At 46.0% G+C, this 22,676-nt stretch carries 20 protein-coding genes and 1 pseudogene; 13 read left to right on the forward strand and 8 right to left on the reverse strand.

Going from position 1 to position 22,676, the window contains the following annotated elements:
• Positions 1-257: 257 nt before the first annotated feature.
• Positions 258-1,391 carry a class I SAM-dependent methyltransferase gene (locus tag Q5691_RS03265; protein WP_333311358.1) on the reverse strand — a complete coding sequence of 378 codons (1,134 nt, stop codon included), beginning with the start codon at positions 1,389-1,391 and terminating at the stop codon, positions 258-260.
• 558 nt (positions 1,392-1,949) lie between these two features.
• Here Q5691_RS03265 and Q5691_RS03270 point away from each other — a divergent pair.
• The 3 genes from Q5691_RS03270 to Q5691_RS03280 all read left to right on the forward strand — a co-directional run bounded on the left by Q5691_RS03270 (position 1,950) and on the right by Q5691_RS03280 (position 3,988).
• Positions 1,950-3,005 (forward strand): adenylate/guanylate cyclase domain-containing protein, encoded by a 1,056-nt coding sequence (locus tag Q5691_RS03270; protein WP_333311359.1) that lies wholly within the window; start codon positions 1,950-1,952, stop codon positions 3,003-3,005.
• A 15-nt stretch (positions 3,006-3,020) separates the two neighbouring features.
• Positions 3,021-3,470: an NUDIX domain-containing protein gene (locus Q5691_RS03275; protein ID WP_333343897.1), complete on the forward strand. Its 450-nt coding sequence runs from the start codon at positions 3,021-3,023 to the stop codon at positions 3,468-3,470.
• Positions 3,471-3,532: 62 nt separating this feature from the next.
• The gene (locus tag Q5691_RS03280; protein WP_333343898.1) at positions 3,533-3,988 is read left to right on the forward strand and encodes a GTP pyrophosphokinase; all 456 of its coding nucleotides are present in this window, start codon (positions 3,533-3,535) and stop codon (positions 3,986-3,988) included.
• Positions 3,989-4,050: 62 nt separating this feature from the next.
• On the opposite strand, the gene fabG is transcribed toward Q5691_RS03280, so the two are convergent.
• Entirely contained in the window at positions 4,051-4,815 is a 765-nt protein-coding gene (gene fabG, locus Q5691_RS03285) for a 3-oxoacyl-[acyl-carrier-protein] reductase (protein ID WP_333343899.1), read from the reverse strand.
• 73 nt (positions 4,816-4,888) lie between these two features.
• On the opposite strand from fabG, the gene trxA reads away from it, so the two are divergent.
• Positions 4,889-5,206, forward strand: a complete 318-nt coding sequence (gene trxA, locus Q5691_RS03290) for a thioredoxin (protein ID WP_333211892.1) — start codon at positions 4,889-4,891, stop codon at positions 5,204-5,206.
• Positions 5,207-5,293: 87 nt separating this feature from the next.
• Positions 5,294-5,887 carry a hypothetical protein gene (locus Q5691_RS03295; protein ID WP_333343900.1) on the forward strand — a complete coding sequence of 198 codons (594 nt, stop codon included), beginning with the start codon at positions 5,294-5,296 and terminating at the stop codon, positions 5,885-5,887.
• 54 nt (positions 5,888-5,941) lie between these two features.
• Here Q5691_RS03295 and prmA read toward each other — a convergent pair whose 3' ends face one another.
• Together prmA and serA are read right to left on the reverse strand one after the other, a co-directional pair.
• A complete protein-coding gene (gene prmA, locus Q5691_RS03300) occupies positions 5,942-6,832 on the reverse strand; it encodes a 50S ribosomal protein L11 methyltransferase (RefSeq protein WP_333211889.1) in 891 nt (296 codons plus the stop codon).
• A 183-nt stretch (positions 6,833-7,015) separates the two neighbouring features.
• Positions 7,016-8,599 carry a phosphoglycerate dehydrogenase gene (serA, locus tag Q5691_RS03305; RefSeq protein ID WP_333211887.1) on the reverse strand — a complete coding sequence of 528 codons (1,584 nt, stop codon included), beginning with the start codon at positions 8,597-8,599 and terminating at the stop codon, positions 7,016-7,018.
• Between the two features lie 289 nt (positions 8,600-8,888).
• Between serA and Q5691_RS03310 the strand changes: the two genes are divergently transcribed.
• From Q5691_RS03310 to Q5691_RS03330, 5 genes and pseudogenes are all read left to right on the forward strand, one after another.
• The gene (locus Q5691_RS03310) at positions 8,889-9,395 is read left to right on the forward strand and encodes a hypothetical protein (RefSeq protein ID WP_333084683.1); all 507 of its coding nucleotides are present in this window, start codon (positions 8,889-8,891) and stop codon (positions 9,393-9,395) included.
• A 74-nt stretch (positions 9,396-9,469) separates the two neighbouring features.
• Positions 9,470-9,601 (forward strand): annotated as a pseudogene (locus Q5691_RS03315) (Uma2 family endonuclease); the annotation flags it as partial.
• A 341-nt stretch (positions 9,602-9,942) separates the two neighbouring features.
• Entirely contained in the window at positions 9,943-13,221 is a 3,279-nt protein-coding gene (locus Q5691_RS03320) for a DEAD/DEAH box helicase (RefSeq protein WP_333343901.1), read from the forward strand.
• Between the two features lie 15 nt (positions 13,222-13,236).
• Positions 13,237-14,061, forward strand: a complete 825-nt coding sequence (locus Q5691_RS03325; protein ID WP_333343902.1) for an SWIM zinc finger family protein — start codon at positions 13,237-13,239, stop codon at positions 14,059-14,061.
• A 238-nt stretch (positions 14,062-14,299) separates the two neighbouring features.
• Positions 14,300-15,079, forward strand: coding sequence for a photosystem II S4 domain protein (locus Q5691_RS03330; RefSeq protein ID WP_333226951.1), 780 nt, complete (start codon positions 14,300-14,302; stop codon positions 15,077-15,079).
• A gap of 166 nt (positions 15,080-15,245) precedes the next feature.
• Here Q5691_RS03330 and Q5691_RS03335 read toward each other — a convergent pair whose 3' ends face one another.
• Positions 15,246-16,031: an SDR family oxidoreductase gene (locus Q5691_RS03335; protein WP_333343903.1), complete on the reverse strand. Its 786-nt coding sequence runs from the start codon at positions 16,029-16,031 to the stop codon at positions 15,246-15,248.
• Positions 16,032-16,126: 95 nt separating this feature from the next.
• Here Q5691_RS03335 and Q5691_RS03340 point away from each other — a divergent pair, with 95 nt between their 5' ends.
• Positions 16,127-17,461 (forward strand): hypothetical protein, encoded by a 1,335-nt coding sequence (locus tag Q5691_RS03340; RefSeq protein ID WP_333343904.1) that lies wholly within the window; start codon positions 16,127-16,129, stop codon positions 17,459-17,461.
• Between the two features lie 79 nt (positions 17,462-17,540).
• On the opposite strand, the gene Q5691_RS03345 is transcribed toward Q5691_RS03340, so the two are convergent.
• The 3 genes from Q5691_RS03345 to Q5691_RS03355 form a co-directional block, all read right to left on the reverse strand.
• On the reverse strand, positions 17,541-17,777 hold the full coding sequence (locus Q5691_RS03345; RefSeq protein ID WP_006634188.1) for a 2Fe-2S iron-sulfur cluster-binding protein: 237 nt from the start codon (positions 17,775-17,777) through the stop codon (positions 17,541-17,543).
• An 89-nt stretch (positions 17,778-17,866) separates the two neighbouring features.
• Complete coding sequence (gene cobQ / locus Q5691_RS03350) at positions 17,867-19,333, reverse strand: cobyric acid synthase CobQ (protein WP_333211873.1); 1,467 nt, start codon at positions 19,331-19,333, stop codon at positions 17,867-17,869.
• 207 nt (positions 19,334-19,540) lie between these two features.
• Positions 19,541-21,115, reverse strand: a complete 1,575-nt coding sequence (locus Q5691_RS03355; RefSeq protein ID WP_333343905.1) for a Ycf66 family protein — start codon at positions 21,113-21,115, stop codon at positions 19,541-19,543.
• Positions 21,116-21,487: 372 nt separating this feature from the next.
• Here Q5691_RS03355 and Q5691_RS03360 point away from each other — a divergent pair, with 372 nt between their 5' ends.
• Positions 21,488-21,670, forward strand: coding sequence for a hypothetical protein (locus Q5691_RS03360; protein WP_333080764.1), 183 nt, complete (start codon positions 21,488-21,490; stop codon positions 21,668-21,670).
• Between the two features lie 523 nt (positions 21,671-22,193).
• Positions 22,194-22,631: a DUF6918 family protein gene (locus Q5691_RS03365; protein ID WP_333311384.1), complete on the forward strand. Its 438-nt coding sequence runs from the start codon at positions 22,194-22,196 to the stop codon at positions 22,629-22,631.
• The last annotated feature ends 45 nt before the right edge of the window (positions 22,632-22,676 follow it).

Consider the following 22,676-nt stretch of genomic DNA (forward strand, 5'->3'; position numbering starts at 1 on the left):
ATCGAGGATGGAATTTAAAAAGTATTGTGCAGGCTCATGCTTGATATAAGTCTTATTCACCGATCGATCATCTGATTCCGGACTTTTTTAAACTCAGACAAATTTCTCAAAAGAATGCAACACTTCTAGATCGCCCTAAATCTAGGTTGAAAGGTTTCATTATCCGGATAAGTAGCTCGCACTTGAGAATCCCGACTTCTCCAAGAAGTCGGGGCTCGTGGTGTTAGGTTTTTTGAGCTCGGTCTACTGATTAGCGATTAGGCATGAGTCATTAAATATTGACCGTTGCCGTTATATTCGCCGTCGCAACTCGCGAAATTAGACACAAACCAAATCAAGTAAAACCGCCAGATGCGACGAAATTTGGCATAGTCGATGCCGTAGTCCAAATCTTTGACTATTGCCTGAGAATCGTCAAAGTTTTTTAGCCAGTTAGCAAAGGTTGTGGAGTAATTGTATCCGTTGATATACCATCTTTTAATGGTTTTGAGGTCTTTGTTGTAGCTGGGAACGGCATCGTATTTCCAGTAACGGCCGTGGGGGAAAATGTATTTGTGGGTGAAAACACTGGATATATTGTTGGGGGTGCGAACTGTAATGATGTGAATGAAAACTTTGCCTTTATCCTTCAGGAAAGATGCCAGCTTTTGGAAAGCTTTCGTTAAATTGCCTACATGCTCAAAAACTCCGATGGAGAGAATTTTGTCAAATTTTGTCTCGAAGTTGGCGTCGTTCAAATCGCCTTCATATAGGGTAAATCGACCTGAACTAAGGTAGCTTTCGGGGTATTGCATCTTCTGACGCATATACTCGCATTGGTGGTGGCTGAGGTTAATCCCCGTAAAAGTGACATTGGGAAATTTGGAAAGAATGTAATTGGGAACGCAACCCCAACCGCAGCCAAAGTCTAAAATATTGTCGCCATCCTGAATTTCTAGCTTCTCAATCACATCATCAATCATTTGGATTTGCGCTTGTTCAAGGTTGGCGGCTCCTTTTTCCCATAATCCCATGCTGTATTTAGGGTAAATGAGTTTTCCGTCACCTAACATCGGATTCAGCATTGCTTGAGGTAAGTCGTACTGAATCTTCATTAAATCCCGCGACCCTTCGGCTGTGTGATCTGTTTCTGTTAGTACCCATTCGTAGGGTGCAAGCAGGGACGGGAAATGCTTAAAAAAGACGGGCATACAGGTATCAAAAAGCGATCGCAATACTGAATCTGGGACTTCTAATCCGTTGATGTAAGACTCTGCTACTGCCATTTGCACCGTGTTAACTCCACTGACTGCGAGGCGGGTTGCTGCGTAGGCGATCGGACTTTTGATATGTACATCTCCCACTATGGGAATGTGCTTTTCGATGTTTTGTAAGGCTGTTGATGAAGTCATGGTTATACTGGTTTTAAAGATGCTGCTATTCTATCTCACCAAAATTAGCTGGTTGTTACAGAGCAAAAAAGCTGAAACTATTGCCAAGTAAGGTTTGCACAGCAAAACTTTCCTAAATTCTAAAAATATATGGCTGTTGAAGGAGATTTGATAACGGATTTATAGGGCTTTGGGGGAGATTAATTTTATTAAGAATTATGTCAGTCCATTTTAGATTTTAGATTTTAGATTTTAGATTAACTCCACAGCTTGAATTGGGGTATTTTCATCTCACGGTGAAAATTGTAGTGTTCAGTTATACCATTCTAGATTTTAGAATTGAGAATGAATGATCAGCTAAGAGTGGGACTATTGCCTAGAGTTGCATTCTTTTTTTAAACTGGTGTCAGTTGGGCGGTTGAGCTGATGAAACGAGAAGCAAATGCCGATCGCGACTTATAGTTAAGGAATCAGGGGAGGGGAGACAGAAAAAATGCCGAGAAACCGGGTTTGCATACAGGTTCGCTGCAATAACAGATGTCCGCGAGATTCCTCGCTAATTAGCTAGACGCGCCATATATGCCACAGATTCACTATCTGCCGGACGATCGCACGATCGAGATAGACGACGACGATATAATTCTCGAAGCTTCTCTGCGTGCCGACATTCCCCACACCCACATCTGCGGCGGTAGCGCCCGATGTTCAACTTGCCGGGTATTGATTGTCGAAGGTTTGGAATTTTGCTCTCCGCGCACTTCGCCGGAAGAGGAACTTGCCCAAAAATTGCGTTTAGAACCGGAAATTAGGCTAGCTTGTCAGACACAGGTTGCGGGCGGCAAGGTGATTTTGCGCCGATTGGCGATCGATTCTGAAGACTTGGAATCCTTTAACGACGAAATGGCAGGAAAGTCAATTTCTGCTCCTGTGGGTCAAGAGAAGAAAATTGCAATTTTGTTTGCCGATATTCGAGGGTTTACGCCTTTTGCAGAATCGCTATTGCCCTACGATGTAATTTATATTTTAAATCGCTATTTCCAAAAAATGGGTTATGCAATCAACCGCAACAGCGGGATGATTAATAATTATATGGGAGATGGTTTTATGGCGCTGTTTGGGTTGGAAAATTCAGACAGGGCAGCGGAACAAGCGGTGAGGGCTGGGGTGCAGATGCTGGAGGAACTAGAGAAACTCAATCCCTATTTTGAGACTCTATACCGTCACCGATTGCGGATTGGAATTGGTATACATTACGGGTGGGTGGTTGTGGGGAATTTGGGGGCATCGAAGAGTCAGACAGTTACGGCGATCGGAGATGCGGTGAATTTTGCCAGCCGGATCGAGGCTGCTAATAAGCAAGTGGGAACCAGTTTACTGATTTCCGAGGAGACTTATCAGGAAATTAAGAAATTGGCGATCGTCAATCAGTGCGTATCCGTGCAAATTCCGGGGAAAAGTGGCGAATATCCGCTGTATGAAGTAGTCGGGATGCCCCCGCTGCCCGTGGAAACCGAAGAAGTTTCTGAAGTCACCGACAACTCTATTTGGCAAAGTTTTGTCAATAAATTGTTGGCTTTGTATGCTGCGGTATACAATTGGATTAGGCAAATTTGGAGTCAAATTAGAAAACTCTAGAGCAATTTTTTTTAGTTGTATTATTCCCTCGATCGGATGAATATTCCTCAGTCAATAGTTCGCATTTTTCTCATGCTTCCCAACGGTCAGATTGGGGCACAACTGCGAGATAATATTCCCGGTATTGCCAGTCAAGGAATGCTTTCTACTTTTGGTGGTGGCGTGGACATTGGAGAAATTCCACAGCAGGCAGCAGTGCGAGAAATGGAGGAAGAAACTTGCCTCACAATCAATGATTACACAATGGAATTTATCGCAACTTTTACTCACCAAAAGACCCAAAATGATAGAAAAGTTTTACAAAAAAACCACCTTTTTTTGGCGATCGTTAGCGATTGTGATCAAATAGAAATCAAAGAAGGTGTGGGTTTGGTAATTTTGAGAAAAGATGTAGAGTTTGAAAAAGTCAACGCAGGTGAAGGTACTCAAATGGCTTGGAAATTGTTGCAGGAATATTTAAAATAAAAACTCCCACACAACGTTTTCCCCGCGAGGAGACTGAAACTTTAATAGAGAACTTCTGTACTATGTTGTCAAATACGAATTCAGAGTACGAATTATTACTACAGCGGGCGATCGCGATCGCAGCAAAAGCTCATGATGGGCAGGTTGATAAGGCAGGCAATCCCTATCTCGATCATCCGCTATTTGTGATGGAAAATGTAACTTCTATAGAACATAAAATCGTAGCGGTTTTACACGATGCGGTCGAAGATTCTGAACTTACACTTGAGCAACTTAACAGCGAAGGTTTTCCTGAAGTTATCGTCTCGGCGATCGAGGCGATTACCAAAATAGAAGGAGAAGCTTATCCAGCTTATTTAGAACGTGTTATTGCCAACCCCATCGCACTGCGAGTCAAAATCGCTGATGTTACTCATAACCTTGATATTCGTCGCATCGCCAATCCCACAGAGGCAGATTTTCAACGCCTTGCCAAATACAAAAAAGTCCTCAGTCAGTTGCGTGCTGCCTTAAAGTAATTATTAACCGCAAATATCCGCGTTCATCCGCGTGTATCTGCGGTTAAAAAAATCCCCAAATCCTAAGCCATCACCATCCCCCCATCCACATTAAAAACCTGCCCGGTTATATAAGCCGCCGCCGCATCTGCCGCCAAAAACTTCACCATCCCCGCAACTTCCTCAACTTCCCCATATCTCCCCAGCGGAATATACTTCAAAATCTCATCAGACTTGACATCCTTAGTCATATCTGTAGTGATAAAACCCGGTGCAACCGCATTCACAGTAATCCCGCGACTCGCCAACTCCTTCGCCACAGTTTTAGTAAATCCAATTACCCCAGCTTTCGCCGCACTGTAATTAGCTTGTCCCGGATTGCCCATTTGTCCAGCAACCGAAGCAATATTAATAATTCGGCCACTTCGCTGTTTTAGCATGATTTTACTGGCAGCTTTCGCACACAAAAACACGCCAGTTAAATTCAAATCAATTACCGCTTGCCAGTCTTCCAACTTCATCCGCAGCAGCAAAGTATCGCGAGTAATGCCGGCATTGTTCACCAAAATGTCAATTCGTCCCCATTTTTCCATGACATTACTGGTGAGTAAATCTACTTGGTCAGTTTTCGAGACATCTGCTGCAAGTGCCACAGCTTCTCCTCCAGCAGCGACTATTTCTGCTACCACCTCATCAGCAGCAGCACTCGAACTCGCATAGTTTACGGCGACTTTAGCGCCCTCTGCTGCTAGGGCTACAGCAACGGCGCGGCCGATTCCCCGCGACGCACCGGTCACGACAGCAACTTGACCCCGCAATCTCTGAAAAGTCTCTGGTAATAATTCCATAATTGTATCCTCGCAATCTACCAGAGAATTTTGCACTAAAATCGAGCCAGAACCAAAAAAATTATTTTGTCTTATGGCAGTTCAAAAACAGTTCAGCAGTTTTGAGGAAATACTATCGGGCTCTGACTTGCCGGTGTTGGTAGATTTTTATGCTACTTGGTGCGGGCCTTGTCAGATGATGGCAGGGATTTTGGAGCAAGTGAGCGGTCAATTAAAAGACAAGCTGATGGTTGTCAAAATTGACACGGATAAGTACGACCAGTTGGCGTCGCAGTATCACATTTATGCTTTGCCGACTTTGGTGCTGTTCAAAAATGGCGCTGAGGTCCATCGCATTGAGGGAGTACTGCAACCGGCGCAGTTGATCGATCGAGTGCAACCTTTCTTGTAGCACGAGCCAATTATCTCACACGTAGGGTGCGTCAGCTCATATCTGATTCATCATGAATAAGATAATCCTAGTTGACGAACCCTACCTATGAAGACTCCCAGCCACGCTATTATCAATCTCGCTATTCTCGGCAAACCGCAACTGCCGCAAGCTAATCTCATTATTGTCATTGGCGGAATTTTGCCGGATATTCCGATATTTTTATTTTACTTTTGGGCGAAATACATTGCTCGCTTGCCCGCAGCTACAATTTGGTCAAAAGCATATTATGAGCCTTTTGTGCAAGATATTGTGGCTCTGTTCCATTCAATTCCCCTTGCGGTTATTGGTTTGCTAATTGCTTATTACTTTGGCTGGCAAAGTGTGCAAATTCTGTTTGTCAGCATGATACTACACTCTATGGGAGATTTGCCTGTCCACAATGACGACGCTCACCGGCACTTTTTTCCGTTCAGCAATTACCGTTTTATCAGTCCGTTTTCTTATTGGGATAGGAAGCACTATGGGTCAATTGTTTCTCTAGTGGAAATGTTGTTAGTGCTGATCTCAACTTACCGCGTTTTTGGTTTTGTTAATTCTTATACTGGAAAAACGTTGTTGATTTTGGTGAATGGTTTTTACTGGGCTGGCGCGGTTTATTTTCAGGTGCGACATTTATTTAAATTCACTTCCCAAAGATGAAACATGAACTCAAAATTACCAATTAGCAGTTAGGAATTAGCAATTACCATATTGTTAACTACGCCGAATATTAAAACAACACCAATCTTGGCGCTTCCACAGAGTAGCCACAATCCAGCCGTGCTGTTCGAGAGTGTCAGCAATTGGCTTAGCTTGTTCGAGCAAAATGCCGCTGAGCACGGCCCAAGTAGTTGGTTTGCTAATTGCCGTGAACTGCGGGATTAAATCAATGATTACTTCTGCTAAAATGTTGCAGATCAAACCGTCGATCGGCTCATCTACCATTTCTTTCAAGCGATCGATACTTCCGAGCTCTGCAACCAACTGCTGAGAATTAACGCGGTTGAGTAGCCTGTTGCTAATAGTCGATCGCACTGCCAAAGGATCAGTATCCAAAGCATAAACTTTTGTAGCGCCCAACAACACCGCGCCGATCGACAAAATACCCGATCCGCAGCCGATATCAGCAACGATACACTCTTTGTCATCAAAACCGAGCCGCATTTCCAGGGACTCCAGACAAAGTTGAGTAGTGGCGTGAGCACCAGTACCGAAAGCCACACCCGGATCTAAACGCAAAATAACGCGATCGGTATCAGTCGGTAAGGGCAGCCAGGCCGGATTAATTAAAAAGCGATCGCCCACTTCTTGAGGTTGCCAGTGCTCCTTCCAAGTGCTGCCCCAGTCCTCATCTTCAATCAAATCCCACTGCATCGCAGGTAGGGGCAAACCTGCACACAGAGCATCTTGGCGCAGCCACAGAGACAGAGCGGCCAAATCCAGCAATCCTGCCTGTTCTTCGGGCAAATAAGCCGACATCAGGCAGGAATTGCTTTTGAGCTCAGTAGCAGTTCCCTGACAGTTAAATCGTTCCAGACGCCAAAAGATGATATCTTCCAGCGCCGGATCGCAAAGAATTCTAATTTCCCACCAGCTATGTGCCATACAATTTTAGATTTTAGATTTTAGATTTTAGATTGGCCCAGGGGAACTGGAGACTGGGAACTGGAGAGTGAGGAAGGAGGATTGGCTAATAGAAAAATTCCCGCTTTCAGGCTAATTACCAATGATCAATTACCCATTACCAATTATCAGCCCTGGCATCCAAAATCTAAACTCCCAAATCCGTCAAAGATTTACCGTGTAAGCATCCCGAATTCCCGGAACTTTTAGGATCTCGGCCAGTATCCCCTCTGGTAGAGGGTCATCAAGGCTCAAAACCATCACCGCATCGCCTCGCACGATTTTACGGCCTACCTGCATACTGGCAATATTGACATTAAAACTGCCCAATTGGGAACCAATTTTGCCAATAATCCCCGGCATATCGCGGTGCAAGGTAAACAGCATATGGTGAGTGGGGGAAACGTTGACGGGGAAATCGTCAACGCTGGTAATCCGAATTTCGCTTTCGCCGAGCACTGCACCTGTCACGGTGTGTTCGCCGAGAGTTCCCTTGGCCGAGAGGTGCAGGGAGCCGGTGTAGTCGCGAATTGAGGCGTCTCTGGTTTCGACGACGCGAATTCCGCGTTCTTTTGCTTCGATGCTGGCGTTGACGTAGTTAACGCGCTCTCGCAGGGCTTGGGAGAGCAGGCCTTTGAGGGCGGCAACGACTACGGGCTGGCTTTGGTTGCTGGCCAATTCGCCTTGCAGTTGAACGTTGAGGTAATCGACTCGGCCTCCGGCTAGCTGGCTGACGAGGTTGCCGAGGGTTTCGGCGAGTTGCAAGTAGGGTTTGAGTTTTTCGATCGAGTCTGGGTAAATTCCTGGTATGTTGACAGCCGATCGCGCGGGCAGCCCCAACAGTACATCGCGGATTTGTTCAGCAACGTCGATCGCCACATTTACCTGAGCTTCCGCTGTGGATGCTCCCAAGTGGGGCGTCAGCACGATGTTCTGGCCGACACTCCGCAACGGGGAATCAGCTTCCAGCGGTTCGTGTTCGTAAACGTCCAAAGCTGCGCCGGCGATCTTGCCTTCTTTGATGGCTTCTGCGAGGGCTGCTTCGTCGATGATGCCACCTCTGGCGCAGTTTATGATGCGGGCCGTGGGCTTCATTTTCGACAGCACTTCAGCGTTAATTAAGTGCAGGGTTTCCGGCGTTTTGGGGATGTGCAGGGTGATGTAGTCGGATTCGCGCATCAGCAGTTCGAGTTCTACCAAGCGGCAGCCCAACTGGTCGGCTCTTTCGGTCGAAATGAAGGGGTCGTAGGCCAGCAGTTTCATGCCCATTGCTTTGGCTGCGGCGGCGAGGTGGGAGCCGATTTTGCCCAAACCGACGATGCCGAGGGTTTTTTTGTAAACTTCTACGCCGAGAAAGCGGTTGCGTTCCCATTTACCCCCTTTGACGGATTCGTTAGCTTCCGGGATGTGGCGAGACATCGAGAGCATCATGGCAAGCGCGTGTTCGGCGGCGGCGATCGTGTTGCCTTCGGGGGAATTGACGACTACAATTCCTTTGCGGGTAGCGGCGGGTACATCGACATTATCTACGCCGACGCCGGCTCTGCCGATAATTTTGAGTGAATTCCCGGCTTCTATGATTTCTTTGGTAACTTGGGTGCCAGAACGGATCATTAAAGCGTCGTAATCTGGAATAATTTTTACCAGTTGTTCGGCTGAGAGTCCTGTGTTTACGTCAACTTGCGCGACTTGGGAGAGGATGTCAATTCCGGCTTGGTCGATCGGATCGGATACTAGAACTTTAGGCATAGCAAGCAATTGAGTGCAATAGTAAAAATAGACCGAGCGTTGGCGAGCTCAAAGTTGAGACTTACACTTAGAGCAGTATCTAACAGCTCAGCTCAAGCTTGCCTTTGTGCAGTTTGAATTGTATCTGTATTCGGTCAAGGTCGGCCGTTTTTTGCGTGAAATATTTTAGCTTTGCGGGCGATCGGACTCTCTGACCGTCTGAAAATCCCTCAAGTGCTTAGCTAGTATGTCTTTTCGGTCTATAATAGACTTTGGCTATTCCAGCCTAACTATCAGGAATTGTTTTCTAATGAATTATCTTATCGCCGTACTGCCCGATCGAATTCAAGCCGAAGCTGCCTACTGTGCTCTGGAAAAAGAAGGCTTGCCTATGAAGCAAGTGAGTATTTTGGGCCGCGGCTACAAAACTGCTGATGAATTTGGCTTGATCGACCCGAACCAGCAAGCGAAGAAACAAGCTAAACTCATGGCTATTTGGCTGATTCCCTTTGGCTTTATTGCTGGCGTTACTTTCAGCTTGATTACTGAGTTGAAGACTTTTGCCTGGGCGGGAGAAATTGGCGATCATGCGATCGGTGGTGTACTCGGTGCGATCGCCGCTGCAATGGGCAGTGTGTTTGTTGGAGGCGCGGGCGGTATGGCTTTTGGTAGCGGCGATGCTTTGCCCTACCGCAACCGTTTGAATGCGGGTAAATTTTTGATTGCCGTTAAGGGTACTGATGATTTGACTGGGAAAGCTGCGAAGATTTTGCAGCAGTTTAAACCGGAAAATATCCAAGGTTATACAGAGACTTAGTTATTTGTTTGTTAACAGTTGACGGTTAACTGTTAACTGTTGACATTCAACTCGTGTAATATTTGGAGGCAGTTATGGAATCACAAACTATCCCCCTAGATTCTCCCCTAGAATTAACCCTCGAATTAACAGACGAGCAGTTTTTTCAGTTGTGTATTGACAACCGGGATTTAAGATTTGAACGGACTGCTAGTGGAGGATTGATTAGACCTCTTGCAAAAATAGCTGGGACGGGCAAGATGCCCATCCCACAAAAAGTTTTTTCTCTTGTGGGATGGGCATCTTGCCCGTCCGAAAATTTGCTTAAAAGGACTTTTGCAAAAAGTCTATTATTAGAGACTGTTGGCGAATCAATAAAGGGCTTCACCTCTCACCCCTAAAAATAGTGGTTCTAGACTAAATTTCAAATTGACCATATAGCCATTAACTACCAATAGTGAACGGAAATACTGCCTCCCAGAGGTGATGGGTAACACCCCCTGCGAATTCGCCAACAGTCTCTTTCAACCGCCGTCTTATCTTTTCCCGCTAATTGATGGTATAACCTATGAAAATCCTCCACGGGACTTGGATTCCTCAAGCAGAAGAGAATTTTATTCAACCTGGAACGTTTTATATTTGGGTTGAAACTACTGAAAAGAAAAAACAGCCTGCTAAGGTTCATCCCCGACAATTGAAGACGGCACAGTTAAGAGAGTTTCTAACGAAAGAAGCCGGGATTCAACTGTCAGCAGTCAGCAATACAAGTGCGATGGGGCGAGAATACGCGATCGTCCCTCGGTATTTTTTACTGCCCACTGCTGACAACCAGCCGTTGTCATCTTTAGAACTAGCGCGATATTTAGAGACAGAGTTACCCGAAACATTTGAGTTGGAGTATTGGGAAGTTGATTGTGTGGCCATCGCCACCCACACTTTGACTAAAGTATTGAACGATCTGCATTTTTTTGCCCTCTACGATGTAGCAGAAGTTCAGTTTGGTTCAGACTTGCTATTTTGGTATCACTACACCCAAACTTTTAAGCAAATTGTTCTGAAAGATCATTATATTCCGGCGTTGCGCTATCGAGAAACTGCTCCGATCGCGATCGCACCCATCGAAACATCCGAACCCGCTGAGAAAGCCACGCGCGGGCGTAAGAAAGCGGGCGAGACAAAAACCAAAACAACTGCAAAAACTCCAAAAACACCTGCCAAAATTGCACCCAGCTTTGAGATTTATCCGGGATGGGAAATTGTTTCAACACAGTACGAAACTGATTTACAACGCTATGTTGAATGGATGCCTTTAGTTTGTGTGTCCGGTTTTCGGAAGATCCAGCTACAAGATACACCAAAGTTCTACGATCGCGAACGGTTGCTGCGGCATTTTTCCGAGTGTGCGATCGCCGAAATCGTCACTCAAACCCCCATCCCAGCATCGTTTGAAAATAAGATTGCGGATTCTTTACTTCAAATCTGCCTCAAGCAAACACGAAAAATCGCGCGAGTAAGCCTTGAACAATATCGGCAATGGCAAACCTGGCGCGATCGCATTACGCGCAATCAATCTGCTGACTCATTCTCCCTCTGCTTTCAACTACAATCCCCCGAAAACCCCGAACAGCCTTGGGTTTTAGAGTTTCAGGTGGCTGCGAAAAAAGACCCATCTTTGCGGATGCCGTTGCAGGATTATTGGCGATCGCGATCGACTCAACAAAAACAGTTGCAAACACAATTCGGAGACAACTTTGAGCAACATTTGCTGACAAATCTCGGCTACGCTGCCCGCATTTATCCCCAACTTTGGCAAGGGCTAGAAACCGACAAACCCGTTAACATTTCCCTCAGCTTAGATGATGCTTTCACCTTCCTCAGCGAGTCCGCTTGGGTATTAGAAGATGCCGGATACAAAGTGATTGTCCCCGCTTGGTGGACGCCGAAGGGACGACAACGGGCGAAGATTCGCCTGCAAGTCAAAGGGAAGGGCAGCAAGAGCGCTGCAATCAAGGGCAAAGGATTGTTTTCGGCGGATTCCTTGGTGGAATATCAATATGAATTGGCGATCGGGGGTGAACGGGTTAGCGAACAAGAATGGCAGGCGTTAGTAAATAGCAAAACACCGCTGGTGCAGTTCCGAGGACAATGGATGGAACTGGACAAAGACAAGATGCAGGAGATGCTAAATTTTTGGCAAAAACATCGCGAAGAAAACCCCGATTTAAGCCTGATTGACTTTATGAAGTTGACGGCAGAAGGAGAAGCCAGCGAACAGTTGGAGGTTGAGCGCGATCGGGCTTTATCGGATATGTTGGAGAAGCTAAACGATAAGAGTCGGTTAGAGTTAATTGCAGATCCAGCAAAGTTTCAGGGCAAGTTACGGGATTACCAAAAGCGCGGCGTTTCTTGGTTGAGTTATTTGGAAAGTTTGGGATTAAATGGCTGTCTTGCCGATGATATGGGTTTGGGTAAATCGGCGCAGGTAATTGCTCGATTATTGCAAGAGCGGGAAGTTTTATCTACTACAAAAGAGACAGAAAAAGCGATCGCACCTTCGGTTCTACCCACGCTGCTAATTGCGCCCACATCCGTAGTTGGTAACTGGCAAAAGGAAATGGAAAAATTTGCTCCAGAATTGCGATCGCTGATTCACCACGGCCCTCAACGTTTGCAAGATGCCAAAGCATTCAAAGCCGCCGTCCAAGATTGTGATATGTTGATTACTTCCTTTACCTTGGTGCGAAAAGACGAGAAGCTGTTGAGCAGCGTAGCGTGGCATCGCGTGGTAATTGATGAAGCCCAGAATATTAAAAATCCGAAAGCGGCGCAAACCAAGGCGATTTTAAAGTTACCCGCTACCCATCGACTAGCATTGACTGGAACACCGGTGGAAAATCGATTGCTGGATTTATGGTCAATTTTTAATTTCCTCAATCCCGGATATTTGGGTAAAGAGGCACAGTTTCGGAAGTTGTTTGAATTACCGATTCAAAAACATGGGAGTCGCATACAATCAGCCGCGCTCAAAAAATTAGTAGAACCTTTTATCCTGCGCCGTCTGAAAACCGATAAGTCGATTATTCAGGATCTCCCCGACAAAGTTGAGCAAAAGCTCTACTGCAATCTCACCCGCGAGCAAGCTTCGCTTTATGAAGCGATTGTGAAAGAGGTAGAACAAGAAATTGACGCGGCGGAAGGGATGAAGCGCAAGGGGATGATTTTGGCGACACTGCTGAAGCTGAAGCAAATTTGTAACCATCCGCGCCAGTTTTTGCAAGATGAAAGTGAGTTTACACCAGAGCGATCGCACAAACTGGAACGGCTGATCGAGATGATTGAGGAAGTCAAAGCAGAAGGCGAAAGTTTATTGGTATTTACGCAGTTTACAGAACTGGGAAGCGCGTTGGAAAAATACATTAAACAAACGCTACATTACAACACTTACTACATCCACGGGGGAACCAGTCGCGAAAAACGGGAACGGATGATTTCAGAGTTTCAAGATCCAGAGTCTGAACCTTCGGTATTTATTCTGTCACTGAAGGCCGGCGGTGTGGGAATTACACTGACAAAAGCCAATCACGTGTTCCATTTCGATCGCTGGTGGAATCCGGCTGTGGAAGATCAAGCAACGGATCGGGCGTTTCGGATCGGACAGGAAAAAAATGTGTTTGTGCATAAGTTTGTGGCAATTGGCACGTTGGAGGAAAAAATTGACCAAATGATTGAGGACAAAAAGAAATTGGCAGGGTCAATTATTGGTGCTGATGAATCGTGGTTGACTGAGTTGGATAATGAGGCATTTAAGAAATTAATTAGGCTCAATAAAAATGCGGTTCTAGATTAGGAGAAACCAAAAAATATGTCACAATTTACTCGAACTTGGTGGGGTAATAAATTTATCGATGCGTTAGAAAGATTTACAGATTCGGGGCGACTCGGACGGGGACGTTCCTATGCACGGAATGACAAGGTAAAAAGCTTTAAGATTAATGATGGCTTAGTGATGGCAGAAGTAAGAGGCTCGGTTAATCCTTATTTTGGGGTTTATAAGGAGCCTCTGTACAAAACTAAAATTGAGTTTGAGCCGATTAGTCAGGCAAAGTGGAAAGTGGCGATCGCCCAAATGGCATCAAAAGCCAGCTTCATCTCTCGGCTGCTGCTCAACGAAATGCCTGACAACATTGAAAATGCTTTTGCACCCCTCGGATTGCACCTTTTACCCAGCAGCCGTGAGGACTTTAAAACCACTTGCTCTTGCCCAGACTATAGCAATCCCTGCAAACATATTGCCGGAGTTTATTATTTGGTGGCGGCCGAATTGGACAAAGATCCATTTTTACTGTTTGAATTACGGGGGCTTTCTAAGGAAGTGCTGCACCGCGAATTAGCAAAAACGCCTTTGGGCTTGGCGCTTTCTGCAGAGTTGACGGCTGATGCAGCGGCCCCTGTGGCGGTGGATTCCTATTACACGCAGGCGATCGCCAGTGAGGCGCAAACGGTCAGCCTGAAAGAGTTTTGGCATGGTGCGAAGCGATTACCGCAGACGATTGAGGTGGCAGCGCCAAGTGGGGTAAGTGCGATCGTTGTGAAGAAACAGGGAGATTTTCCACAGTTTTGGCACAAGGATGGTTCGTTTATTGAGGCGATGGAAGAACTGTATTTGCGGGTGAAGAAGAATAAGTAGTTGGGTGGACAATTTTGCTGCCCTACTCGATCGAGCTCTTGCAAAAACTTTAACTCGAAGACTTCATAGATTTGGTACAATAATCGTGCTCATCATATCAGCTTTACCAGCAACTAAAATCATAGGAGCGTTATTTGATGATTTTAGACTATAATTAAATTAGTGCGACTGTTAAAAAAGTAGACTTTTTAGTTACAGCAAGCTTTGGCAATTTCAAATTAGAATCTAAAATTGACTGATGTTACAAAGAGAAGAACTGTTAAAAGGCATCGAAAACCGCGAATGTGTGGCGCGGGCGATCGACCAAGCGGAACAAGCAATTAAAACTTGGGAAGTTACTCAGACGGATTTTCTGTCGCCTCCAGAATTGGCGGACACTCTGACGGTATTTAAGCGCTTAACAGACGTGGAATTAGTGGCTTGGGGCGGCTACCCGCAAGCTGAAAGACAAAGAATTGCGATCGCGCGATCGGATATCCCGATCGACTCTGCTAGCGTTAACGTTGCTGCGGTAGAAATCGCTGGCAATTTTTTGTTCGATACAGCTTCTCACCGCGACTTTTTGGGGGCGATGTTGGGTACGGGAATTGTCCGCGAGAAAACTGGCGATGTGATTGTTTTGGGTGAACGCGGCGCGCAAGCCATTGTCATGCCGGAGATGGTAGAGTATTTGGAGATGAGTTTGCAGCAAGTGCGATCGGTTCCTGTACAAACGCGGCGCATTGAGTTGAGCGAACTCAAAATTAGAGAACCCAAAAAGAAAGAAATGACAACCGTTGAAGCATCCATGAGATTGGATGCTGTCGCCTCGGCTGGATTCGCAATGTCTCGCAGCAAAATGGCAGATTTAATTGGCAGCGGTGATGTGCGAGTTAACTGGAAAGACGTTACTCAAGCTAGTTATAATGTCAAGTCGGGAGATTTAATTGCTGTTACGGGCAAGGGAAGATTGGAAATTGGGGAAGTTGCTGTTACTAAGAAGGAACGCTATCGAGTCCAGTTAACTCGATATTTGTAATTCTCGGAAATAGTCATTGGGAATTGGGAATTGGGAATTCTTTTCCCTGTTACTTTTTCCTGATCTCTGCTAAATGGGTTAAATCTCGTCCACAATTTTTTGCCGAACTTTCCTATAACTCACATCGTTTAAGTCCGTTAAATCCCGTAGACTACTTCCTTCGTAATTACTCTTTCGCCCGAAACACCTTTTCTACCGACTTCACCAAGAGTTCTCGCGGCATCAATCGAGGCATATTGGCGATGATTTGATTGGGAATTCCCCCTGTCACAACATTAGACTCATTTTTGTCTAAAGCTTTCAAAGCATCTCGCACTACTTCCGCAGCGGGAACGAGTTTTTGCCCGCTGCTGGATGCCATAGCTTTCGGGAATTCAGCTACTGCAAAAAAGTCCGATTCTGTCGGCCCTGGACAAAGGCACAAAACGCCAATTCCTAAATCTTTGTTTTCCGCCCACAGTGCCTCGCTGAAACTCAAAACAAAGGCTTTAGTACCTGCATACATTGACAAGTACGGCATCGGTTGAAAAGCTGCGATGGAGGCAACATTGATGATACTTCCTGCTTTTCGCTGCCGCATTCCCTGCAAAAATAAGTGCGAGAGTTCAACTAATGCTACAATATTTAGTTGCACCATTGTTAGCTGTTTCGCAAGCGGGCGATCGGCAAAAGCACCGTAATCGCCAAAACCCGCATTGTTCACCAACAAATCAACCGTCCAACCTTTTTTAACAACCGCGTCAAATACAGCATTTGTGGCTCCGGCTGCGGTCAAATCTTGAACGATAATTTCGACTAAAATATTGAATTCCTGTTGCAGTTTAGCAGCTAACTGTTGCAATTTGTCTTCGGAACGAGCTACCAAGATTAGATTGTGCTGGCGTTTCGCTAATTCGGCGGCAAAGGCTGCACCAATTCCACCAGAAGCACCAGTGATTAAAGCAGTGGGCATGAAATTAATTCGGATATTTGATGTGGGCTTTATATATTTTAACAATTATTTACACGGGAACCTGTAAAATAATTAAAAGGGAATAGGTGAGTTTTATGGCGCGTCTTACCGATCGAGCTTTTGAAATTTTGCGGGCAGAAGTTGACAAGTGCGCGGCGGCTGATAGTCTAGCGGGTGATGTCTACCGACGGATGGTAATCAAGCGGTTGGAGAAGTTGCGCTTGCAAAACGGCACTTTCGCCTCAAGAGAAGAAATCCGCGATACCTTCAAAGACGAATTTCCCAACTTCAGCGAACAAGCTCTCAAAGCTGCCGTCAAAGCCAACCGCCCGCCCGGATTGTTCGGTAAAATCATCTTTGCTGGGAGTTTGCTGGGAAGTGCTGCGGGGATAATTTGGCTGATTAACCTACCTTTTCCCATGATTCGCTGGCCCGTGGCGAAAACAATGCCGATATTATTGCTGCCGAGTTTTATGAGTATGGATCATAATTACCGGCAGGCGATCGCCCTTGTGGAACAATCCGATCAACTGGTGAATAAAGCCACGGCTGTCGCTGATTTTGACTTGGGCGAAATTAAAGCAAAAGAGGCGCAAAAACACCTCGACGCCTTGCCGGTGTGGTTCCTCGGCTATTACCCACAAACTTACTGCAATTTTTTTGGCTGCAGTTGGCGGTTTACAGTCGATGAATTTCAAGCCGCCCGCAAAAATGTGGGGCGGATGGAGGCTCAGATTTTCCAGCAAAAAAATGCTTTTACTCAGTTAAATCAAGTCGAACAAACTCTCAACGCGGCGAAACAGGAGTATCAGCAAGCCAAAACTGCTGCGGATAGACAAAAAGCGACGGTAAATTGGCAAAGTGCGATCGACCAACTCAATCAAATTCCCGCCGAAACCCTTGCAGGAGAAACGGCTAAGAAAACACTCAAAGCAGCAGAAAGAGACTTTCAAGCAATGGGCGGCGTCGCCACCGGTTCTGTGCAGGCTGACAACTTAATTGAAGCTGCCAAAGAATTTGCTCTCTCCGCCGCCGTCGCCTCCCAAAAACCTCCCCATCCCGCCGCACAGTGGGAGCAAATAGCACAATTGTGGCAAGAAGCTATTAACAGACTGAAATTGATTTCTGTCGATAACCCTGGGTATCTCGACGCTCAAACCAAACTCGCTAAATATCAACAAGATTTAGGAACTACCCAGATTAGACTGGAAGCAGAAAAAGATTCTGTAAAAGCTTTGCAAGCAGCTAAAAGCTTGTTTGCCAACTTGCAAAATAATGTGAATTCTCAAAATCCCGATTACTCCCTCAGCCAGTTGCAACAAATTATCAATCAATTAGAATCCGTCAAACCCGGTACAACTGTGTATCCCGAATCCCAAAAATGGCTGCAATCTGCTCGCAAGAAACAGCAAGAATGGCAAAAGAATTAGTCAGTTGTCAGTTGTCAGTTGTCAGTTGTCAGTCCACAGTTAACAGTCAACAGTCAACCGTCAACTGACAACTGACCAATTACCAAGTCGGGTCAACATACAGATTAATTGTCACTTGCTTTTTCCCCGAAGGGATGCCGGAAATACAAGCACAAATTGTATCTCCGCCATCAATTTCTACTTCGCAAGCGTGACAAGAACCCATGAGACAACCGGTAGGAATAGAAACCCCTGCACGTTTGGCTACATCTAGCAAAAGCTCTCCTGGTTCAGCTTCAACTGTCACGTTATCAGGTAAAAAACAAACTTTTGTCATTGAATTTGAACCTCAACTCTAACAAACAATAGTTAATAGTCAACTGTCAACTGTCAACTGTCAACTGTCAACTGTCAACTGTTAACTAATTAACCTAAAATATGCTTGATATCTAAATGCTTTTCCACTGTATCTGCTAGAGAGTCTAACAGAGCTTCTCGGTGTTCTCTGTAATTAGGAATACCAGTAGGCAAGGCGCGGAGTCCCCGCTGCTGCCGCAAGTGATTTAACCAAGCTCGCCGCCAAGCTCCGTTGTCAAAGATGCCGTGCAGGTATGTACCCCAAATTGATTGAGAAGTATTGACAATGCCTAAACTAGCATCGTCAAATAGCGGTTGAGTCAAATCTGACTCTAGGATTTGCGTTTTTCCTTGATGAATTTCGTAACCGGAAACTGGCAAACCCGGTTGAGGATAGTTAGATGTTACGATGCGTTGGCGGGCAATTTTGTTCGGTGCCATCGCAGTTTTCAAAGGCAGCAATCCCAATCCTGGAAATTCTCCCCTTTCTCCCTCAACGCCTTCTTTATCCGTGATACTTTCTCCCAGCATCTGAAAGCCACCACAAACTCCCATGACTGTACCGCCAGCTACTAAATAATTTTGAATAGCTTTTGCCATACCTGTTTGGCGCAGCACGTGCAAATCGGAAATTGTAGTTTTAGACCCTGGTAAAATCACGGCGTCTGGATGGCCTAGATGGTCTTTTGGGCTGACATATTTGACTGTGACAGTAGTTTCGGACTCCAGGGGGTCAAAGTCGGTAAAATTAGAAATTCGGGGCAGGCGGATGACAGAAATATTGATGTCAGTTTGAGAATTGGGAGAACGTCGATCGAGTAAATCGAGAGAATCTTCTGAGGGAAACACTTCGTCTATCCAAGGAATCACCCCAACTACCGGGATTCCCGTCCTTTCTTCTAGCCAAGTCAGGCCCGGATCTAATATCGATTTTTGCCCTCGGAACTTATTAATAATGAATCCTTTAATTAAAGCTCGTTCGTCGGGATCGAGTAATTCCAAAGTACCGATAATGTGAGCAAAAGCACCGCCGCGATCGATATCAACTACTAGCAAAGTTCGAGCCTTTAAATGTTTAGCTACCCGCATATTTGTTAAATCGCGGTGTTTGAGATTAATCTCAGCAGGGCTACCGGCTCCCTCACACACAATCATGTCAAATTCTTGCTTGAGAAATTCTAAAGATTCCCGAATAGCTTGCCAGCCGATATCGAAATACTGCTCGTAATATTGAGATGCTCGCACATTGGCGATCGCCCGACCCTTGACAATCAATTGAGAAGTCATGTCTCCTTGCGGCTTGAGCAAAATCGGATTCATTTCTACCCAAGGTGCGACGCCCGCAGCCCAAGCTTGCACTGCTTGAGCGTAACCAATTTCTCCGCCCGCCGCTGTGACATAGGAATTCAGCGCCATATTCTGACCTTTAAACGGAGTTACCCGCCAGCCTCGCCGAGCAAAGATTCGACACAAAGCTGCCACGAGTAAAGATTTTCCTGCGTGAGATGTTGTTCCCACGACCATAATTGCTTTCATAATATTAAGAGAGAGGGAAGAAGGAAGTTCGGCAACGGATTCTGTAACGGATGTAACGGATATAACGGATGTAACGGATGTAACGGATGTCAGGAAGAAGTAAAAAGTAAAAAGTAAAAAGTAAAAAGTAAAAAGTAAAAAGTAAGAAGGCAGAAGGCAGAAGGCAGAATCTAAAAAAATTCTGGTTTCTACCTTTTGTTTTCTGCCTTAAGATGACGGCTTATCTTCGTCGGATAGTTTCTCAGACTTGGATTCAGTGGCCGGTTTAGCAGTTTCGACTAGATTCGGATCGGGGGGATTCGGGGGACTCAATTCAGTTTGTTCTGCCTCAGAAGAGAGTTCTTCACCTGTTGATTCGATCGAGATCACTGATACTGAAACCGTTTCCACCTGCACGCTCAACCCAGGTTCTCCCGGTATTTCTATCTCTACAGGCGCTGCCATTTCCACCACAGTCATTTCTATCGATGCTGCAGGGGCTTCTGCTTCCGGTTCGCCTGCTGCTGCTTCCGGTTCATCAACTGCAGCCAGCGGTGTCTCGGTTTCCAGAGATACAGCAGGGGCTGCTGCTTCTGGTTCGCCAACTGCTGCCAGCGGTGTCTGAATTTCAGCGGACGATCGATCTTCGATCGGAGTTTCCCCTATTTTGTCAGAACTCGCGGTTTCTGTGGCCATCAACGCGGCCATTGCTTCAACATTGGTGGGAAAAGGCACTCCAAGGCTGGTTTCGACAGCAGTGTTGCTGGTTTCGGCTGCCACTTCCGCAGCCGCCTGGGCTAATTCGGATTCGAGAATTTGGTCGATACCCGGTGCAGGAGTTGCCGTTATTTTAGATTCAGGTACGATCGATTCTGGAGTCACTGAGGGTTTTGGCGTCTGGGGAGTTGCATCAGACTTGTTTTTAGCCACACCTCTTCCCAACATACCGCCGAGACTATTTTTGATATTGCCGAACAGACTTGCGAAACCGCCGGATTTTTTAGCTGGTTTAGGAGGAGTTGGAGCCACCGCCGCTGCTGCCGCCTGCGACTCTTTAACGGCTGTCCTCCATTCTGTTTCCTCGTCAAAATCATCGGCTTCTGGCTGCAGTGGAGGTTCTGGCTGAGCCTCTGCTGGCTCCACACTTGGTGCAACCGCTATTTCTGAAATTTCTAGAGGTAGAGGTAGAGGAGTGAAGCTGCTGGCTAATTCTGCTGGTGTTGGTGAAGTCTCAGCAGCAGGAGTTTCGACTGAAAACACTGGTATTTCTGCAATTGCAGGTGGTTTCGAGTCGGGAATTTTCAAGTCTGGGGCGATCGCACTTTCAGCAATACTTTCAACTATGGGGGGAATCGCCGGTTGTTCCTCTAGCTTTACCTCGCCCTTATCCAGAGTGGGTGCTGGAACCACATCAGTTTTCGGTTTGGGCGATCGAACAAACTTAGGTTTTTTCGCTGCTGCGGGTTCTTTTTTCTTGGCAAACAAGCCAGCAAACGGCACGCCTCCTGCAGCCAAATTCGCCGACTGAGGAATCGGCGTTTGCTCAGCAACCGGTGTCACCTGCCGGCGCAAAGTCAGAGTTTCCCAGGCAAACCAGCCCAACATCGCCACGCCCGCCATTTGACCAAGCAGGAGAGCACCAGTAATTCGTCCCGCACAAGCCCATAAAATTAACGCATAAAAAAGCCCTACCCCGCTCCAGGTAAAATCACTTTTGCGGTGTACTTCTGGAAAAAAGAAGGCCGCCATGTAAATACTGAAGCTGCCTAGACCGACCGCTAACGCCAGAAAGTATGCAAGCATATTGTCGGTACCTCCGCTGTGTCAAATAACTTCTACGCGCTAATTCTACCTTTGAGAGAGACTCAACGGCTTCTTTCTCTAGGACAATTCTTGATTTTTAGGGAAGTTTGGCAATGCGCCGTGTATAGGATTTAACACGTTCAACGGATGTTGACGCCAGAAGTGCGAGTCAAGATTTCCCAATCTTCCCCACACCCCCTATTCCCATCACCCCCCTATCCCCACACCCCCTATTCCCATCACCCCCTGCTCAGTGGTGATAGATGTCACTTAAACTATGCCCGTGCGATCGCACCAAGGGACTGAGGATGTTTATATGTTGTAGGTGTAAGAGGAATTATGCCCTAGGGCGTATGTATGGGAGACAATGCCATGTTAGAAAAACTATTATTAGCTGCCGGCTTAACCTTATCGCTTCAAATATTTCCCGGACTCAGCACTTCCGCGCCGTTACCGAAAAATTTGGTATTGCGATCGAGCGATCGGCCGGCTCAAACCCAGAAACTTCCGATCGTTGCAGTACCTGCAGGCATCCAGCCGAATGTCCAATCCTAATGATACGTGCCAGCTCATACGTGCAAATGCGATCGGACTTAGGCAGAGCCTTTCTAATATTTTTTTCGAGCTGTCCTCTTTTCTATGTGGCTGTTCACAACTCATCAGTTTGTAGTCAGGACTTTAGTCCTCATTAATCTCACCTAATAAGGACTAAAGCCCTTACTACAAACCGTAGGTCAATAATGAGTAGCAGATTGAACATTAATTCCTATAACATACTACTAGACAAATCTCAACATCAACTTGTCAAGTAAAGACTTTTAAACCTTAAAAAACTTGGGAAACCTTGAGTAATGGCTCAAAATAGATATATGATGTCAGATTGAGATCGAAGCTAATAATACCAATTTATTGTAAAGTTGCACATATCTCGATCCCCCTAAATCCCCCTTAAGAAGGGGGACTTTGATAAGAATCTTGTTCCCCCCTTATTAAGGGGGGCGCCAGGGTGATCGGATTCTATGCAGCCGCATAAAAAATTGGTATAAGCACATTGACTATTAAATCAAGGAAAGTGAAAATGGGACTTAGCGATATTCTCTTGAATGAAAACCACAGAGAAACTTTTGTTGATGACTGTGTAAAGTTGATAGACCAACAAGTTGCAGCAGCGCCGGGATTGGGTGGTTTGGCTCTTAAAGCTGCCTACTCTACTGTCAAGGGGATACGGGCTGACTATTGCGCCCAAGTCCTCGATCAACTTCTGCCAGAAATCTCGATCGCACTCGATCCGATGTGGACTGAAGCCGTAAACAATGGCAACCCAGTAGAATATCTAGCCCAAAGAAAAGGTGAAGTAGCAGACGAATTGCTCCAGATAAGTGACAAAAGGGTCGAGAAAAGCACAAGATCGATGGTTAAAGGTGCCTATGCCAAACTCCGCCCCTCAGCTAAGACTTACGTGGAAAACGGAGTACCGGATTTAGCCGAAATTATTAATAAACATAGTGCGGCCTGATAAGTGAGCAACGGCTAAAAAACAGAATACCCAGATACCCGGCTT

This window comes from Microcoleus sp. w1-18aA5, assembly GCF_036701705.1.
GTDB lineage: Bacteria > Cyanobacteriota > Cyanobacteriia > Cyanobacteriales > Microcoleaceae > Microcoleus.

Excerpts from the sequence above, each read along its gene's own strand:
- Q5691_RS03265 (WP_333311358.1), bottom strand. The coding sequence starts at position 1,391 with ATGACTTCATCAACAGCCTTACAAAACATCGAAAAGCACATTCCCATA.
- Q5691_RS03270 (WP_333311359.1), top strand. The coding sequence starts at position 1,950 with ATGCCACAGATTCACTATCTGCCGGACGATCGCACGATCGAGATAGAC.
- Q5691_RS03280 (WP_333343898.1), top strand. The coding sequence starts at position 3,533 with ATGTTGTCAAATACGAATTCAGAGTACGAATTATTACTACAGCGGGCG.
- fabG (WP_333343899.1), bottom strand. The coding sequence starts at position 4,815 with ATGGAATTATTACCAGAGACTTTTCAGAGATTGCGGGGTCAAGTTGCT.
- trxA (WP_333211892.1), top strand. The coding sequence starts at position 4,889 with ATGGCAGTTCAAAAACAGTTCAGCAGTTTTGAGGAAATACTATCGGGC.
- Q5691_RS03295 (WP_333343900.1), top strand. The coding sequence starts at position 5,294 with ATGAAGACTCCCAGCCACGCTATTATCAATCTCGCTATTCTCGGCAAA.
- prmA (WP_333211889.1), bottom strand. The coding sequence starts at position 6,832 with ATGGCACATAGCTGGTGGGAAATTAGAATTCTTTGCGATCCGGCGCTG.
- serA (WP_333211887.1), bottom strand. The coding sequence starts at position 8,599 with ATGCCTAAAGTTCTAGTATCCGATCCGATCGACCAAGCCGGAATTGAC.
- Q5691_RS03310 (WP_333084683.1), top strand. The coding sequence starts at position 8,889 with ATGAATTATCTTATCGCCGTACTGCCCGATCGAATTCAAGCCGAAGCT.
- Q5691_RS03320 (WP_333343901.1), top strand. The coding sequence starts at position 9,943 with ATGAAAATCCTCCACGGGACTTGGATTCCTCAAGCAGAAGAGAATTTT.
- Q5691_RS03325 (WP_333343902.1), top strand. The coding sequence starts at position 13,237 with ATGTCACAATTTACTCGAACTTGGTGGGGTAATAAATTTATCGATGCG.
- Q5691_RS03330 (WP_333226951.1), top strand. The coding sequence starts at position 14,300 with ATGTTACAAAGAGAAGAACTGTTAAAAGGCATCGAAAACCGCGAATGT.
- Q5691_RS03335 (WP_333343903.1), bottom strand. The coding sequence starts at position 16,031 with ATGCCCACTGCTTTAATCACTGGTGCTTCTGGTGGAATTGGTGCAGCC.
- Q5691_RS03340 (WP_333343904.1), top strand. The coding sequence starts at position 16,127 with ATGGCGCGTCTTACCGATCGAGCTTTTGAAATTTTGCGGGCAGAAGTT.
- Q5691_RS03345 (WP_006634188.1), bottom strand. The coding sequence starts at position 17,777 with ATGACAAAAGTTTGTTTTTTACCTGATAACGTGACAGTTGAAGCTGAA.
- cobQ (WP_333211873.1), bottom strand. The coding sequence starts at position 19,333 with ATGAAAGCAATTATGGTCGTGGGAACAACATCTCACGCAGGAAAATCT.
- Q5691_RS03355 (WP_333343905.1), bottom strand. The coding sequence starts at position 21,115 with ATGCTTGCATACTTTCTGGCGTTAGCGGTCGGTCTAGGCAGCTTCAGT.
- Q5691_RS03360 (WP_333080764.1), top strand. The coding sequence starts at position 21,488 with ATGTTAGAAAAACTATTATTAGCTGCCGGCTTAACCTTATCGCTTCAA.
- Q5691_RS03365 (WP_333311384.1), top strand. The coding sequence starts at position 22,194 with ATGGGACTTAGCGATATTCTCTTGAATGAAAACCACAGAGAAACTTTT.